The following is a 15,753-nucleotide window of genomic DNA, read 5'->3' on the forward strand; positions in this document are numbered from 1 at the left end:
TATTTTGCTATGAATAATAAAATAGAGAGACTAGTAGACTTAATCCATAAAAGAGGTGTTGACGCTCTTTTGATTAAAGCAAAAAATACTAAGAGATATATAGGAGCATTATCAGGTAGTGGTGTGTATGTACTTGTTACTAAAGATAAAAATTATCAAATTCTAGATGGAAGATATATTGATGAAGCAGATAAAAAAACGACTGGTTTCATAAAAAGGGTTGTATCTCAAGGCTCTTATATACCAACTATAATTGAGTTATTAAGAGAGTTGAATATAGGAAAGTTGGCAATAGAAAATCAAGCTATGAGCATACAAGAGTATATTTTGCTAAAAAATGCAGGTTTTGAAATCAATTTAATAACCAATGAATTGTGGAAGTTAAGGGCTATAAAATCTAAAGAAGAGATTGAACTTATTAAAAAGGCTTGTGATATTACAGACGAAGTATTTAGTGAGGTTATTTCTGAGATTAAAAAAGATATGACTGAACTAGAAGTATCAGCTCTAATTCAGTACTATGCATTGAAAAAAGGTGCAAGTGGAATGTCTTTTGAAACAATAGTGGTATCAGGAGAAAGAGGAGCAATGCCACATGGAAGACCTACAAACAAAAAACTGAGAATGAATGAGGCTATAACAATAGATTTTGGTGTTGTTTATCAAGGGTATCAATCGGATATGACTCGTACAATATCTATAGGTAAACCTCCTGAAATTATTCAAGAGATATATGATGTAGTATTAGAAGCACAATTATCTGCAATAGAATCAATAAAAGAAGGAGTTAAGGCCAGTGATGTTGACAAAGTAGCTAGAGACATTATAGATAAACATGGATTTGGTGAATATTTTAATCATGGATTGGGTCATGGTATAGGTCTTGGAGATGGTGAGGTTCCTACCCTAAATCCAAATAGTGATGATATATTAACAGAGGGTATGGTAATGTCCTGTGAGCCAGGAATTTACATTCCAAATATAGGGGGAGTTAGGATAGAGGATGACATTGTTATAATAGATGGGAAAGGTGTCCCAATCAATGAGACATCAAAAGATTTTATAATATTAGGAGAGTAAAATTATGAAATATAATTTTGACAAAGTATTAAATCGCAAAGAAGGGAATTGTAGGAAATGGAGCAATCATGTAATTAAAGAAAAGTTCGGCTTAAATGAAGATGCAATTCCTATGGATTTAGCTGATATCGATTTTGAATGTGCTCCTGCTATAAGAGAATCTATCTTAAAAAGAGCATCAGTAGGGGATTATAGTTATACTTTTATAGGAGATGATTTCTATGATGCTATTATAAATTGGAATAAAAGAAGATTTGATATATATGTAGAAAAAGAATGGATAAAGTTGACTTTTGGTACTGTTTCAACGCTTCATTATATAGTCCAAGCATACACTAAAGAAGGAGAGGGTGTATTGATAAATACACCTGCCTATGACCCTTTTGCAGAAGCTGTAGTAAACAATAATAGAAAGTTATGCTGTAGTTCCTTAAAGTTAGAGAATAATAGGTATTATTTAGATTTAGAAGATATAGAAAAACAAATGAAATACGAAAATATAAAATTATTTATATTCTGTAGTCCACAAAATCCATCAGGTCGCATATGGACAAAAGAAGAACTGTATCAAGTATCAGAGTTATGTTTAAAGTATAATGTACTTTTGGTAAGTGATGAAATTCATAGAGATGTAGTATTTAAAGGTTATAGATTTGTATCTTTATGGAATGCACATCCAGAAATTTATAAAAATAGTATAATATGTGTATCTCCTAATAAAGGATTTAACTTAGGTGGACTAAAAACCTCTTATGTATTAATAAGAGATTTAAAAGTTAGAGAAACTTTGTTAGAAAGACTAAAAAGTAATTCAATAACTTCTCCAAATGTATTTGCAATACCAGCAATTGTTGCAGCGTACAATGAAAGTGAAAAATGGCTAGATGAGATGACCAATTATGTAGAAAATAATTTTGAAATAGTTTATGACTTCTTTGAAAGATATATACCAAAAGCAAAGGTTATGAAGTCTGATTCTTCTTTTCTAGCTTGGATAGATGTGAGAGAAGTTTTTGAAAACGAAGAAGAAGCTAAAACATTTTTTAGACATGCAAATTTAACTATGGTAGTTGGAAGTTATTTTGTAAAAGATGGAGATGGATTTATCCGTCTTAATATAGGATGTCCTAAAGAAACATTAAATGAGGCTCTAAATAGAATTAAAAAAACTTATACAAGCATGTATTGTTAAATTATAGAGAATAAGATATTTATGGGTTTATATAAGAGCATATTATTTAGTTAGTAAATATTACTGGAACTTTGCATTACAGTGGTCTTTAAAATAAAGTGTGTATTCTTCTAAAAAGTGGTGATAATTAAAATATTAAATATCACTATATAAAGGAAAATGCACACTTTTTATGTTTAATAAAAGTGAAATATAAAAAAATTTATTGGAGAATTTAACTTTACTCAATAAAAGGACTTATAATTTATAAGCCTTTTTATTGTATAGATTCACTTGGAAAATAACATGTCACCTATTATATTATTTGTTATATCCATTTTATTGATGGATGGGGAACAGTTCTACCTTCCTTAGTTACAGATATTGTAGGGAAGCCAATTGCACAGGCATCAAATCCATATTCTCCTGTTGGTACGCCTAAATAATTCTATTAGTTTACTATAATATACTTTTAAAAATGTTGCAATATGTGTAAATATTCTAAGAAAGGGAAACACATGTATATGGAACTTAATTTTAGAGCTATCGGTCAAAGGATATAAATATACAGATGTATGATAATAATATAGGGGATATTTAGCATTAGAGTACCCATTTTATAGTAAATGTTTAAAACATCAACTATATCAGGGTATATTCTATGACGTTTTATACATATCAAATATATTTGGATTAGAATATAGGTCATCCATATTTGAGCTTGCATAAACATAACTGGATATATTAAATATTAATTACTTACTAAGGCTACAGATATTATCTCTAAGAACTTATCTACTTTGTTTCTCATTATTTTTTACATCTCCTTTTTTTCTATTTTTTAATACTAAAATTCTTGTGTATGTTGATAATAGAAACATAATCGTCCATGGAATAAATATTAACTGTTTCATTCCATATATTTCAAATAATGATAACATACCTATAAATTGAATAACATTAATGATGATAATATGTGTGATTTGTTTTTTTAGTGGTTCAGGTAATTTGTTTGAATTCATGATAGATTTCCTTTTTTAATATTTGTAGATACAGCCATGAGAACTAGATAATATAATAAATCTTATATTAATGTTGAATTAATTAGGAAGTAAGAGATACATATTATTTTCAACTATTTAGAAAATAGTAAATTAATTAAGTACTTATAATTATTAAAATAACTTTGATTTAACTATAAAATTTATATATTTTATAAAATAACAAAATAGATGTATTTAAGTTATACCGATGTATTTTTAATTAAGTTCATAATTTTATACATATCTTATCCTTAATTCATTGAATATTCTGTTAAATATAATGATATCTTATTTTTCCATAAATTTCAACATGTAAAATAAAGAGTAAAGCTAAAGTATTTCAACGCATATTGGTATTCACCTAATTACAATAGTCTATTGAAATGAAGTCATAAACAAAGATAATATGCGATAGCATTAAGAAGTTGGCAAAGCAATTGGAATGAACTAGCAATATATTTTAAATATCCTCAAGAGATAAGAACATTGATATATACTACAAATTCAACGAAAAGTTACAATAGATTATTAAGAAAGATTACAAAATCAAAGTCTATTTTCCCTTCAGATTATTCTTTGTACAAATCATTATACTTAACAACTATGGATATTTATGAAAATATGAAAATAAGGCTATGATTTTTGAAACCATAACCTTATCAATAAATACCTAATCATCACTTAGAAAATGAATTTCTATTTAAATAATACACATAAATATTTTTAGACTATATTCCAGCAATATTTTTTGATTAAGGAATATTAAATAATACTATTTCATATTCTTATACTAACTTATATAAAAATATTTTATCACTTTGGTAACACATGAAACTGACTTTTATTTAATGTATATTTATACTGTAAGAAGCATTAAAAACTTTTCCTTTATTCAGTTTATTAATGAATTTCTTATCTTTATAAATTTTATTAGAATGTATACTATCAGCAAGACCATACCAAGGTTCTATACATAAAAATGGAGCAGTAGAATTAGTTTCACTATAATAAGGAGTCCAAATGCCAACTAGAGGGAAATCTTTCATAGATAGAGTTATATATTTGCTACCATCATTATTACATATAGATACTTCATCTATGTTAGTGTATATCAAAGCATCATTTTTAAATAACTCTGGGCTTAACTGTAAATTTTTTAAATCTCCAATAAATGTTATATCATTAGTAAAAGAGCCATTTAAATTAATTTTTTCCACATCATTTCTTTTTTTAAATTCAAGATAATATTTAGAAAAATCATTTTGTTCAAAAAAAGGAAGATTGAATGCAGGATGTCCACCTATAGAAAAGAATATATCTTTAGAGTCAGTATTTTTCACAATCCATTCTACCTTTATACTGTTATCATTTAATGTATAGTTTATGATTAGTTCAAAAGAATATGGATACTTTTTTAAAGTAGATTCATTGTCTGTTAATTTATAAGATATGAATGTGTTTCCTTTATCTATAACCTCAAAGTTCATATCTCTAGCAAATCCATGCTGAGTCATACTGTATAGATTTTTTTCTATTATAGTTTCATTATTAAAAAGTTTACCTACTATAGGGAATAATATAGGTGATTGTCTACCCCAATATTTTTTATTGCCATCCCAAAGAATATTTTTATTAGATTTTTTAGAAAATATTTTAGTGAGTTCAGCACCAGAACTGTTTGATTCGATAATTAAATTTTCATTTTGTAATATATTCATTTAAAATCTCCTTTATTATATTTTATGAGTATATTATACTATAAAGTATAAGGATTATTAAATTTTATTTGATATTATATTTAAAAGGTAGATTTTAGTATATTTTGAAAATTTTGTTTTGAAAATTTGGGATTATTTAAGAAATTTTGTATTATAAATAGAAGGAAATAGATAAATTGTATAGAATAAAATATTATATTAAGATAAGTTAATAATGTTAAATGGGAAGTGAGTTTATGGAAAAACCAAATACAAAAGTTGTTAACTTTCAAGAGTATAAAGACAGAAAAAATCAAAGAGAAGTAAATAGAGACGAACTTTTAAAGCTTATAAAAAAAATTGTGACTTCAAAATAGGGAGTTATTAAACTCCCTATTTTAATGGGTTTCATAATAATTAAGACATTCTAAGTCCATCTATATAATCTTTAAATTGTGAGAAATCTGATTCACTGCTTAACTCGATAGTTTCTGAACCTTCCGTATAAAAATTCTTAAGATAGATAGTATAATTATTATCAACACAATCATGGTAAATACATCTATATCCATCTTCATACAAATTTTTTAATTTAGAAAAATCATCCACAATATCATCTCCTTAAAGTTCTTTTAAATATATTTTTACAAAAATCATCTTATTGTATGCAAATTGATAATAGAAAATAAAGGAAATACAGATAAAATGTAGAATAATTTTTGTATGTGTGTAAAAATAAAAATAAAAAGTTGAAATTTTTAGAAAATAGGAGTATTTTTTATCTAAAAAGATAATTAAAAAAATAAAAAAATGTTAGGAGGATAAAAAATGAGTTTATTAGAAAGTATATCAAAAAACATATATTCTCTAGATAATTCTTCTATTGAAAAAACAAAGCAGAGATTGGACAGGCTTATACATCCAACTGGAAGCTTAGGAAAGATAGAAGATATTTGCATGCAATTAGCAGGAATATTTGGCAATGAAAATTTTGAGACAAGTAAAAAGGTTATAATAGCTTTTGCTGGAGACCACGGTGTATATGAAGAAGGAGTAGCACCTGACCCTCAAAATATAACAAAACTACAATTTCCAAATTTTTCGAAAGGTCTATGTGGAGTTGGAGTAATAAGTAAATTTGTAGGGGCAGATGTTGTAGCTGTAGATGTAGGAATAAACTGTGATGAAAAACTGGATGGAGTATTGGATTACAAGATAAGAAAAGGAACATCAAATATGGCAAAAGGACCATCTATGAGTAAAGAAGAAGCTATTAGATGCTTAGAGATAGGCATTGAAATAGCAGAACAGTGTATAGAAAAAGATTATAAGGTTATTGGTATTGGGGAGATGGGTATAGCAAATACTACTCCAAGTACAGCAATAATATCTGTAATTTCAGGGTGTGACCCATTAGAGGTTACTGGTATAGGTGCAGGTCTTAAGAAAGAGAGACTGAAACATAAGGCTGAAGTAATTAGAAAGGCTATTGAAATTAATAATCCAAATCCAACTGATGGAGTAGATATTTTATCTAAAGTAGGAGGATTTGAAATAGGCTCAATGGCAGGCGTTATATTAGGTTGTAGTGCTAATAGAATTCCAGTAGTAATTGACGGATTTATTTCTTATGCAGCAGCATTAATTGCATATAAGATAAATCCAAAAACTAGAGAATATATGATAGCATCTCATTTGTCAGCAGAATCAGGAACTAAAAGAGCATTAGACATATTGAAATTAGACCCTCTATTAAATATGGATATGAGATTAGGTGAGGGAAGTGGAGCTGCTTTAGCATTTAATATAATAGAAGCTTCAAATTATACTTACAAAAATATGGCAACTTTTGATGAAATTGATATGGGAAGATAAATATAAAAATTTAATATGTAGGAGTGTTTTGATGAGTAAAATTATTCTAGTAACAGGAGGAGCTAGGTCAGGGAAGAGCAACTTTGCAGAAAAACTATGTTTGGACAGAAATAATAATACAGCTTATATAGCAACTTCTATTCCATTTGATGATGAAATGAAAGATAGAGTAAAAAAGCATCAAGAGAATAGACCTAGAAACTGGAATACCTATGAAATATATGAAGATATATATTCTATAATTGAAGAGATATATAAAGAACATGAAACTGTTATACTGGATTGTGTAACATTATTAGTAAATAATCTAATGTTTAAGTACAATCTAAATATAGAAGACTCTACTCAAGAAGAAATAAATAAATTAGAAGAGTACATAAAAGAACAAGTTAGCAAACTTATTAAAGAAATAGAAAAAATAAATCTATACTTTGTATTTGTGACGAATGAATTAGGTATGGGAATTGTTCCTGGGAATAAACTTAGTAGGATATATGCTGATGTTGTAGGTCGCATAAATCAATATATAGCATCAAAAAGTAATGAAGTTTATTTTGTAGTTAGTGGCATACCTATGAAAATAAAGGAGTAGTATGTGATTATGAAAAGATTTATTTTAATACTACAGTTTTTGACAAGGATACCTATAAAATTAAATGTAGGATTTGATGATGAATTTTATAAATCAATAGTATATTTTCCACTTGTAGGTTTTGTCATAGGTATATTATCCTATTTAGTAGGATGGATTTCTATGCTTTTATTTGAACCATTTATAGCTTCTATAATAATAACTCTAGCTGTTGTCTTAATTACTGGAGGACTTCATATAGATGGATTAGGAGATACATTTGATGCAATATATAGTTATAGAGACAAAGAAAAAATGCTTGAAATAATGAAAGATTCAAGATTAGGTACAAATTCACTTTTAGCGATTATGTTTGTACTTTTATTAAAGATTGGATTCATCTACAATATAATAAGTAATGATTCATTGTGGGTTATAATTTTTATGCCAATGATTGCAAGGCTAGGAGTAATGTTATTGACATATAAAACTGTGACACCAAGAAAAAAAGGAATGGGAAATTTATTTATAGGAAAATTAACTACAAGTATGTTAATAACTGCTATAATATACACATTATTGATAGTTGCTCTTATTACTAAATTTATATTCTTATTACCTAATATAGTGTTGATTAAAGTACTAAGTTCAGCTATAGTAGTTTTTGTATTTATAATATTATTCAAAAAACATATTTATAAAAAGATTGATGGAGTAACAGGAGATATATTAGGCTGTGGAATAGAACTTTCAGAGCTTGTATATTTGATTTACATATATTTGTTAATTTTTATGTTTTTTTAAACTAAAAAGTGGTGATAATGTGATAAGATTAATATTAATAAGACATGCATTGACAAATGATAATAAAAAGGGAAAATTATCAGGTCATATAAATAGTTGTATTAGTGAAGAGGGTAAGCTCCAAATAAATAAAATTACTAGATATTTGAGTAATGAAGACATAGACAAGATTTATACAACACCATCTACACGTACTAAATATACAATAGAAAAAATATCAAAATTGAAATTATTAGAAATAGAAGAAAAAGAAACTTTAAGAGAAATTAGTTTTGGAGACTTTGAAGGAATAACTTTTGAAGAAATTAAAACCAAATATCCAGATGAGTTTGAAAAAATGATAAAAGAAGGCAACAACTATAGATATCCAAATGGAGAAAGTTTGATAGACTCTTACAAAAGAGTGGCAAAAGAAATTGATAATATAATTTTAGAAAATGATAGTAATTCAGATACAAAAACAATACTTATATGTTCTCATGCAGGAACGATAAGAAATATAATAACACATTTAATTTCTGGTAGTTATAAATATCATTGGAATTTTAAAATTGATAATGCATCTATTACGGTTTTAGAAGTTGATAGTGGATTTGCTGTAATAGATAAAATGAATTTTACAGACTTTATATAATTTAATCAAAACTAAAAATTACAATATGTGTTTGCAATATACCTGTAAAATTAGAAATGAAAATAGAATATTAGATTAAAATTAGGTTCTTAATTAGATGTTAAAAGGGAAAAAGGTTAGATGCCTTTGCAGCCCCCGCTACTGTGAAACCAACGAAACTATAAATACCACTGTCAATTTGATGGGAAGGTTATAGAAGTAGGATGAAGTTAAGCCAGGATACCTGCCTAATTTAATTTAAAACAAGAGGTCTTCGGGGTGAAAGATTTTTAATTAATATATATAAAAGTCCTATCTTTAGAAGTATTAGGGCTTTTTTTAATTTAATTTTTAGTAAATTTTAACAAGGAGGTATGAAGAGTGGGGAAAAAAATAATGCTACAAGGAACAGCGTCAAATGTAGGTAAAAGTATCTTAGTAGCAGGGTTGTGTAGAATATTTAAACAAGATGGTTATACTGTTGCTCCTTTTAAGTCACAAAATATGGCTTTAAATTCTTTTATAACTAAAGAAGGTTTAGAAATGGGAAGAGCACAGGTATTTCAAGCAGAGGCTGCAAAAATAGAGCCAATAGCTGATATGAATCCAGTTTTACTAAAGCCTTCTGGAAATAATAAAAGTCAAGTTATTGTAAGAGGGAGAGTAGTAGGAGAAATGCCTTCTTCTGAATATCATGATTACAAACTAGAGTTAGTAGATGTATTGAAGGAAACCTTTAATAGCTTGAATTCAAGGTATGATATTGTGGTTATGGAAGGTGCAGGAAGTAATGCAGAGATAAATTTAAAAGATAGAGATATCTCTAATATGGGTATGGCAGAAATCGCTGATGCACCTGTAATAATAGTCGGAGATATTGATAGAGGAGGCGTATTTGCATCATTAGCAGGTACAATGCTTTTGTTAAATGAAGATGAGAAAAGAAGAGTAAAAGGTGTAATAATCAATAAATTCAGAGGGAAAAAAGAACTTTTACAAGATGGTGTAAATATGCTAGAAGACATAATAAAAGTACCTGTCATAGGAGTAGTGCCTTATACAGATATAAAAATAGAGGATGAAGACAGTGTAACTACGAGATTTAAGAAGAAAATGAATCAAAGCGATATAAACATAGAAATAATTAGAACTCCACATATGTCAAATTTTACAGACTTTAATATATTTGAGACACAGGAAGATGTAAGTATCAGATATGTAGACTACGGAGAATCTTTGGGAAATCCAGATATGGTAATAATACCTGGAACTAAGAGTACTATAGACGATTTAACATATATAAGAAAAAGTGGTCTTGAATCACAAATCAAAAATTTACATAGTCAAGGTAAATTGATATTTGGTATATGTGGTGGATATCAAATGCTAGGTAAAAAATTAAAAGACCCTTATCATGTTGAAAGTGAAATTGAAGAAGTTGACGGAATAGGTCTTTTAGATACAGAAACAACTTTTGAGAAAGAAAAGACTACAACACAGGTAGAGGCTACTATTGTTGAATGTAGCAGTGAATATATGAATGACCTTAAGGGTAAGAAAGTAAAAGGTTATGAAATTCATATGGGTATTACAAATCGAGGTAATGATGTAAGAAGCTTAGATTTGATAACTAAAAAACTTGATAAAGAAGTGAGTTATACTGAAGGAAGTGTAAATAAAGAAGGGAATGTAATTGGGACTTATCTTCATGGAATATTTGATGAAATAAGTTTTACAAGAGCAATTTTAAACAATATAAGAAAGAAAAAAGGATTAGGAGAATTAGAAAGCAAAGTAAACTCTTTTAATGAATTTAAGGATAAAGAGTATGATAAGTTGGCTGATTTTTTAAGAGAGCATTTAGATATAGACAAAATATATGAGATTATGAAATAAGGATAACTTTTATTTATAATTTAGGTAGGAGGTGTATTATGAAAAAAATTTTAATTGCGGGTACTAGTAGTGGGGTAGGTAAAACAACAATATCATTAGGAATAATGCAAGCTTTAGTTAAGAGAAATATGAAAGTACAGCCATATAAAGTAGGGCCAGACTATATAGACCCTTCATATCACACTTTTATAACTGGGAGACATTCCAGAAATTTAGATTCTTATATGTTAGACGATGAAAAAATAAAGTATATAGTAAATAAGTCCTCAAAAGACGCAGATATTTCAGTAATAGAAGGTGTCATGGGTTTATATGATGGTTTTGGAATAGATTTAGATAATTGTACAAGTTCACATACTTCAAAGGTATTAAAATCGCCTGTTATATTAGTTATAAATGGGAAATCTATGGCAGCATCTAGTGCTGCTATGGTACTTGGATATAAGGAACTAGATAAAGATGTAAATATACAAGGTGTCATAGTAAATAATGTGAAGACTAATAGTCATTATCAAATAATCAAGAGTTCTATAGAAAAATATTGTAATGTTGAAGTATTGGGGTACTTTCCTCCAAATGATAAATTCTCTTTAGAATCTAGACATCTAGGATTAGTTCCTAGTGTGGAAATGAAATCACTAAGGGAAAAATTTTATACTTTAGCAGATGAAATTGAAAACTACATAGATATTGATAGAATAATTGAAATATCGGAAAGTGATGAATTTGAGAGTGATTTTGATTTTCAAACTTTGATAGAAAATAATAAAATAAAAGAGCATGTTAACAATAAATCAATAGCTATAGCATATGATAAAGCATTCAATTTTTACTATAGAGAAAATATAGAGCTCTTAGAAGAACTTGGATTAGAAATAAACTATTTTAGTCCTCTTGAAGACACATCAGTACCAGATTCAGATTATATTTATATTGGAGGAGGTTTTCCAGAGATATTTGGAAAAGAATTAGAAGCAAATGAGTCAATGAGAGCCTCTATACTAGAAGCACATAACAATAATATACCTATTTATGCAGAATGTGGAGGACTGATGTACCTAGGAGAGAAACTGCTGAATCAAGAAGAACAAGAATTTAATATGGTTGGTATATTCAGTGGAATTAGTAAGATGACATCTTCTTTAAAGAGATTTGGATACTGTATTGGTGTAGCTAAAGAAAACACTCTTTTATCTAAAAAAGGAGAATCTATTAAAGGACATGAGTTTCATCATTCAATATTTGAAAGTGATGAAAAATGTGCATATTCAATGAAAAAAGAAAGGGATGGAAATATAGTAGAAGAGTGGGATGGCGGTTATAGTAAAGGAAACACTCTAGCTACGTATCTTCACACTCATTTTTATAATAACTTAAACTGTATAGAAAATTTTTTAAATAAAGGAAATGAATAAATGAATATTTTATCTATTTATATAGGGTATGTGGCAGACTTAATTGTTGGAGACCCATATTCTTTTCCTCATCCAGTGAGATTTATTGGCAAACTTATAAATTTTACTCAAGGTATAATAAGGATAGTCTCTAAAAATGATAGGCAGTTAAAATTTGGTGGATTTATATTATGGTTTATAACTGTTGGAACAACATATCTAATGACTTATGCTATAGTGAAATTATTCAGTTTTAATGTATTATTAGGTGTTGTAGTAAATAGTTTTATAATTTATACAACACTAGCCACAAAATGTTTGAAAGATGAAGCATTAAAAATCTATAATGTATTAAAAACTGGAGATATAGAAAAATCTAGAGTTCAGCTATCTTACATAGTAGGTAGAGATACTACTAATTTAAGTGAGCCTGAGATAATAAGAGCAACTGTAGAAACTGTTGCAGAAAATACTGTAGATGGTATAATGGCACCACTGTTTTATGCATTTATTGGAGGAGCACCACTTGCTATGGCATATAAAGCTGTAAATACATTAGATTCAACTGTTGGATATAAAAATGAAAAATATAAAGATATTGGTTTTGCTTCTGCTAAGATTGATGATATAGCCAATTATATACCAGCTAGAATATCTGTCATTCTTATGACAATTGGCAGTTTCTTTTTACGCTATGACTATAGGAATTGTTTTAGAATTTCTATTAGAGATAGAAAGAATCATAAAAGTCCAAATTGTGCGTTTTCAGAAGGTGCAGTATCTGGTGCTTTAGGAATACAGCTAGGAGGTACAAATGTTTATTTTGGTGAAAAAGTATATAAGCCGACAATAGGAGATAAGCTTAGGGAGATAGATAAAGAGGATATAATTAAAACGAATAAAATTATGTATGCATCTTCATTTGTATCCATATTAGTATTTACACTAGCATATGTGTTATGTAGAATTATTTTAATTAACTTAATTATATAAATTATTGTTTGCTAACTTAAGGGGGACATAGATGAAGGATTTAGGGCATGGTGCCAATGTGGATGAAATGGCAAGATTATATGGGAAAGACCCAAGAGAAATAATTGATTTTAGTTCAAATATAAATCCAAATGTATTACCAGATTTAGAAAGATACATTTTGAGAGGATTAGAGGAGTGTAGAAATTATCCAGATATAAACTATACAAACTTGAGAGAAAATATATCAAAATACATAGATATAAGTCCAAACTTTATAATACCTGGAAATGGAGCAACAGAAGTAATTTATTTGCTTATGAAGAGTATTAAAAAAAGATTGGCTATAATAAATCCTACATTCTCAGAGTATAGAAGAAGTGCTGAGTTAAATAATTTAGACATTATAGATTTAGAATTAGATTTAGAAAATAATTTTAAACTTGATATAGATATAATAAAAAATAACATTGAAAAATTTGATAGCTTATTTATATGTAATCCTAACAATCCGAGTGGTAATGTCCAAGACTTAAAGGAACTTGTTTGCCTATTAGGTCAACACAATAAGATGTTAATAGTTGATGAAACCTTCATGGAATTTGTTGAAGATGAAAGTGAATATAGCTTGGTCAAGTATATAGAATCAAATGCAAATATATTTATAATTAAAGCAGTGACTAAATTTTTTGGTATGCCTGGTTTAAGGTTGGGATATGGTCTTACAAGTAACGCTAAAATTATAGATAAAATTTATGAACACAAAGAACCCTGGACTATAAACTCTTTTGCAGACATACTATCTAATTTTATTTTTGAAGATAAAGAGTATATTAGAAATAGTAAAGAGTATTACATAAAAGAAAGAAAATATATGTTACAAGAGTTAAGAAACTTAAGAAATATAAAGGTCTATGATACAGATACTAATTTTATTCTGATAAGAACTTATAAAAAAACAGCTAGACAATTAAAAAAAGATTTGTTTAACCAAGGAAATATATTGGTTAGAGATGCATCTAACTTTGTAGGATTAGACGACAGTTTTATAAGAGTGGCTATAAAATCTCACGAAGATAATAAAATTCTTATAGAAAATATCAAAAATTTATTAGGTGATTAAAATGAAATCTTATGGAATATGCCCGGCATCTTGTGGAGAATTTGTACAAGGAATAATTGATAATGAAGAATATCTATGCTCATATGCAATAGATATGTATTCTAAGGTGTATATTGAAGAAAAATTACAAGATATAAATTTAGGTAGGCATAAGTCAAGACTAGCAATAGAAAAGGTATTTGAAAAGTTTAATTTACCTAAAAAAGATACTAAAAATATTTCTTTGAATATAGATAGTAGAATACCTGTTGGAAAAGGAATGGCCAGTTCTACTGCTGACATAGGAGCTACCATAAAGGCAACGTTATCATTGATAGATAAAGAGTTGAGTAGTGAAGAGATTTCTAAATTAGCAGCAGAAATAGAACCAACAGATTCTATATTTATAGATAAAAATAGTATATTTAACCCTCTAAATGGAACTGTTATAAAATACCTGGGAAATTTAACCAATGCAAAAGTTGTAATACTTGAACCTAATAAAATACTAAATACTATGAAAATTAGGATGAGGGAAGATTACAACAAGTTAAAAATAGAAAATAAAGAAATCATAAAAAAGTCATTTGCTATTTTAGAAGAAGGATTGAAAAATGATAATTTGTCTTTAGTTGGAGAGGCTTGTACCTTGAGTAGTTTAGCAAATGAGAATATAGAAAAAAAAGAATACTTAAATGAAATAATAAAAGTATCAAAAAAATATGGGGCATATGGAGTAAATATTGCTCACAGTGGAACTGTATTAGGCATTTTAATTGATAAGTTTATGGACGATAAAAAGGTGATAGATGCTTTATGTGAATCTAACATAAATTCTGTCTATAACAAAATTTATACAATGAACATAATAAATGGAGGAATTAAGGGGGAAATAGAATGGAATACATAAAGAATCCTATGAAAATAGAAGAAAAAAGTTTTGAATTGATACAAGAAATAATAGATGAAATTAGACCAGATTATAAATTTAAGAATAATATCGAAGAAAAAATAATAAAGAGAGCCATACATACTACTGCAGATTTTGATTACTTGGATATATTAAGAATATCAGAAGAAGCTGTTGATAGTATAATAGATGCATTAAAAAATAATGCGAGTATTTATACTGATACAAATATGGCTCTTAGTGGAATAAATAAAAGAAAACTAGAATCATTGGGATGTAAATATAAATGTTTAGTAGCAGATGAGGAAACTGCAAAACTAGCTAAAGAAAAAGGAATTACTCGTTCTATGGCAGCAGTAGAAATTGCAGCTAAAGAAGAAGGAAGAAAAATATTTGTTTTAGGAAATGCACCAACAGCTTTATATAAAGTTATGGAGATGAAATTAGAAGGTAAATTAGATTTAGATGCAGTTATAGGAGTTCCTGTAGGCTTTGTAGGAGCACAAGAATCAAAAGATGAAGTTGAAAAAACAGATATACCATATATAATTTCTAAAGGTAGAAAAGGTGGTAGTAATTTAGCAGCAGCAATAGTAAATGCTATATTATATACTATGTAGGTATT

General features: G+C 27.7%; 16 protein-coding genes and 1 riboswitch. Of the genes, 13 read left to right on the top strand and 3 right to left on the bottom strand.

What is annotated here, in order from left to right:
* The first annotated feature begins 9 nt into the window (after positions 1-9).
* Both IR152_RS12510 and IR152_RS12515 read left to right on the top strand, forming a co-directional pair.
* Positions 10-1,080: an aminopeptidase P family protein gene (locus tag IR152_RS12510; protein WP_227452288.1), complete on the top strand. Its 1,071-nt coding sequence runs from the start codon at positions 10-12 to the stop codon at positions 1,078-1,080.
* 4 nt (positions 1,081-1,084) lie between these two features.
* Entirely contained in the window at positions 1,085-2,272 is a 1,188-nt protein-coding gene (locus IR152_RS12515; protein WP_227452289.1) for a MalY/PatB family protein, read from the top strand.
* A 770-nt stretch (positions 2,273-3,042) separates the two neighbouring features.
* Here the strand turns inward: IR152_RS12515 and IR152_RS12520 are convergent.
* Positions 3,043-3,273, bottom strand: a complete 231-nt coding sequence (locus IR152_RS12520) for a hypothetical protein (RefSeq protein ID WP_227452290.1) — start codon at positions 3,271-3,273, stop codon at positions 3,043-3,045.
* Between the two features lie 432 nt (positions 3,274-3,705).
* Between IR152_RS12520 and IR152_RS12525 the strand changes: the two genes are divergently transcribed.
* On the top strand, positions 3,706-3,933 hold the full coding sequence (locus IR152_RS12525) for a transposase (protein ID WP_227452315.1): 228 nt from the start codon (positions 3,706-3,708) through the stop codon (positions 3,931-3,933).
* Positions 3,934-4,139: 206 nt separating this feature from the next.
* Here IR152_RS12525 and IR152_RS12530 read toward each other — a convergent pair whose 3' ends face one another.
* Complete coding sequence (locus IR152_RS12530) at positions 4,140-5,012, bottom strand: aldose 1-epimerase family protein (RefSeq protein WP_227452291.1); 873 nt, start codon at positions 5,010-5,012, stop codon at positions 4,140-4,142.
* Positions 5,013-5,408: 396 nt separating this feature from the next.
* Positions 5,409-5,600: a hypothetical protein gene (locus IR152_RS12535; protein WP_003425777.1), complete on the bottom strand. Its 192-nt coding sequence runs from the start codon at positions 5,598-5,600 to the stop codon at positions 5,409-5,411.
* Positions 5,601-5,819: 219 nt separating this feature from the next.
* Between IR152_RS12535 and cobT the strand changes: the two genes are divergently transcribed.
* The 10 genes from cobT (at position 5,820) to IR152_RS12585 (ending at position 15,748) form a co-directional block, all read left to right on the top strand.
* Entirely contained in the window at positions 5,820-6,866 is a 1,047-nt protein-coding gene (cobT, locus tag IR152_RS12540) for a nicotinate-nucleotide--dimethylbenzimidazole phosphoribosyltransferase (RefSeq protein ID WP_227452292.1), read from the top strand.
* A 31-nt stretch (positions 6,867-6,897) separates the two neighbouring features.
* Entirely contained in the window at positions 6,898-7,458 is a 561-nt protein-coding gene (gene cobU / locus IR152_RS12545) for a bifunctional adenosylcobinamide kinase/adenosylcobinamide-phosphate guanylyltransferase (protein WP_227452293.1), read from the top strand.
* Positions 7,459-7,467: 9 nt separating this feature from the next.
* A complete protein-coding gene (gene cobS / locus IR152_RS12550) occupies positions 7,468-8,241 on the top strand; it encodes an adenosylcobinamide-GDP ribazoletransferase (protein ID WP_227452294.1) in 774 nt (257 codons plus the stop codon).
* Positions 8,242-8,260: 19 nt separating this feature from the next.
* The gene (locus tag IR152_RS12555) at positions 8,261-8,875 is read left to right on the top strand and encodes a histidine phosphatase family protein (RefSeq protein WP_227452295.1); all 615 of its coding nucleotides are present in this window, start codon (positions 8,261-8,263) and stop codon (positions 8,873-8,875) included.
* Between the two features lie 66 nt (positions 8,876-8,941).
* Positions 8,942-9,121, top strand: a riboswitch (cobalamin riboswitch).
* 114 nt (positions 9,122-9,235) lie between these two features.
* Positions 9,236-10,750, top strand: coding sequence for a cobyric acid synthase (locus IR152_RS12560; protein ID WP_311315441.1), 1,515 nt, complete (start codon positions 9,236-9,238; stop codon positions 10,748-10,750).
* Positions 10,751-10,788: 38 nt separating this feature from the next.
* Positions 10,789-12,165, top strand: coding sequence for a cobyrinate a,c-diamide synthase (locus tag IR152_RS12565; protein ID WP_227452296.1), 1,377 nt, complete (start codon positions 10,789-10,791; stop codon positions 12,163-12,165).
* A complete protein-coding gene (gene cbiB / locus IR152_RS12570; RefSeq protein WP_227452297.1) occupies positions 12,166-13,137 on the top strand; it encodes an adenosylcobinamide-phosphate synthase CbiB in 972 nt (323 codons plus the stop codon). It abuts the gene before it with no gap.
* A gap of 31 nt (positions 13,138-13,168) precedes the next feature.
* Positions 13,169-14,239 carry a pyridoxal phosphate-dependent aminotransferase gene (locus IR152_RS12575; protein WP_227452298.1) on the top strand — a complete coding sequence of 357 codons (1,071 nt, stop codon included), beginning with the start codon at positions 13,169-13,171 and terminating at the stop codon, positions 14,237-14,239.
* A 1-nt stretch (position 14,240) separates the two neighbouring features.
* Positions 14,241-15,128: a cobalamin biosynthesis protein gene (locus IR152_RS12580; RefSeq protein WP_227452299.1), complete on the top strand. Its 888-nt coding sequence runs from the start codon at positions 14,241-14,243 to the stop codon at positions 15,126-15,128.
* Positions 15,116-15,748 (top strand): cobalt-precorrin-8 methylmutase, encoded by a 633-nt coding sequence (locus IR152_RS12585; protein ID WP_227452300.1) that lies wholly within the window; start codon positions 15,116-15,118, stop codon positions 15,746-15,748. Before IR152_RS12580 ends, IR152_RS12585 begins: the two co-directional genes overlap by 13 nt.
* Positions 15,749-15,753: the final 5 nt, after the last annotated feature.

Origin of the sequence: Clostridioides sp. ES-S-0108-01 (assembly GCF_020662285.1) — a bacterium.
Lineage (GTDB): Bacteria > Bacillota > Clostridia > Peptostreptococcales > Peptostreptococcaceae > Clostridioides.

What these genes read in the sequence shown, in the direction of transcription:
- IR152_RS12510 (WP_227452288.1), top strand. Translation starts at nt 10, where the DNA reads ATGAATAATAAAATAGAGAGACTAGTAGACTTAATCCATAAAAGAGGT.
- IR152_RS12515 (WP_227452289.1), top strand. Translation starts at nt 1,085, where the DNA reads ATGAAATATAATTTTGACAAAGTATTAAATCGCAAAGAAGGGAATTGT.
- IR152_RS12520 (WP_227452290.1), bottom strand. Translation starts at nt 3,273, where the DNA reads ATGAATTCAAACAAATTACCTGAACCACTAAAAAAACAAATCACACAT.
- IR152_RS12530 (WP_227452291.1), bottom strand. Translation starts at nt 5,012, where the DNA reads ATGAATATATTACAAAATGAAAATTTAATTATCGAATCAAACAGTTCT.
- cobT (WP_227452292.1), top strand. Translation starts at nt 5,820, where the DNA reads ATGAGTTTATTAGAAAGTATATCAAAAAACATATATTCTCTAGATAAT.
- cobU (WP_227452293.1), top strand. Translation starts at nt 6,898, where the DNA reads ATGAGTAAAATTATTCTAGTAACAGGAGGAGCTAGGTCAGGGAAGAGC.
- cobS (WP_227452294.1), top strand. Translation starts at nt 7,468, where the DNA reads ATGAAAAGATTTATTTTAATACTACAGTTTTTGACAAGGATACCTATA.
- IR152_RS12565 (WP_227452296.1), top strand. Translation starts at nt 10,789, where the DNA reads ATGAAAAAAATTTTAATTGCGGGTACTAGTAGTGGGGTAGGTAAAACA.
- cbiB (WP_227452297.1), top strand. Translation starts at nt 12,166, where the DNA reads ATGAATATTTTATCTATTTATATAGGGTATGTGGCAGACTTAATTGTT.
- IR152_RS12575 (WP_227452298.1), top strand. Translation starts at nt 13,169, where the DNA reads ATGAAGGATTTAGGGCATGGTGCCAATGTGGATGAAATGGCAAGATTA.
- IR152_RS12580 (WP_227452299.1), top strand. Translation starts at nt 14,241, where the DNA reads ATGAAATCTTATGGAATATGCCCGGCATCTTGTGGAGAATTTGTACAA.
- IR152_RS12585 (WP_227452300.1), top strand. Translation starts at nt 15,116, where the DNA reads ATGGAATACATAAAGAATCCTATGAAAATAGAAGAAAAAAGTTTTGAA.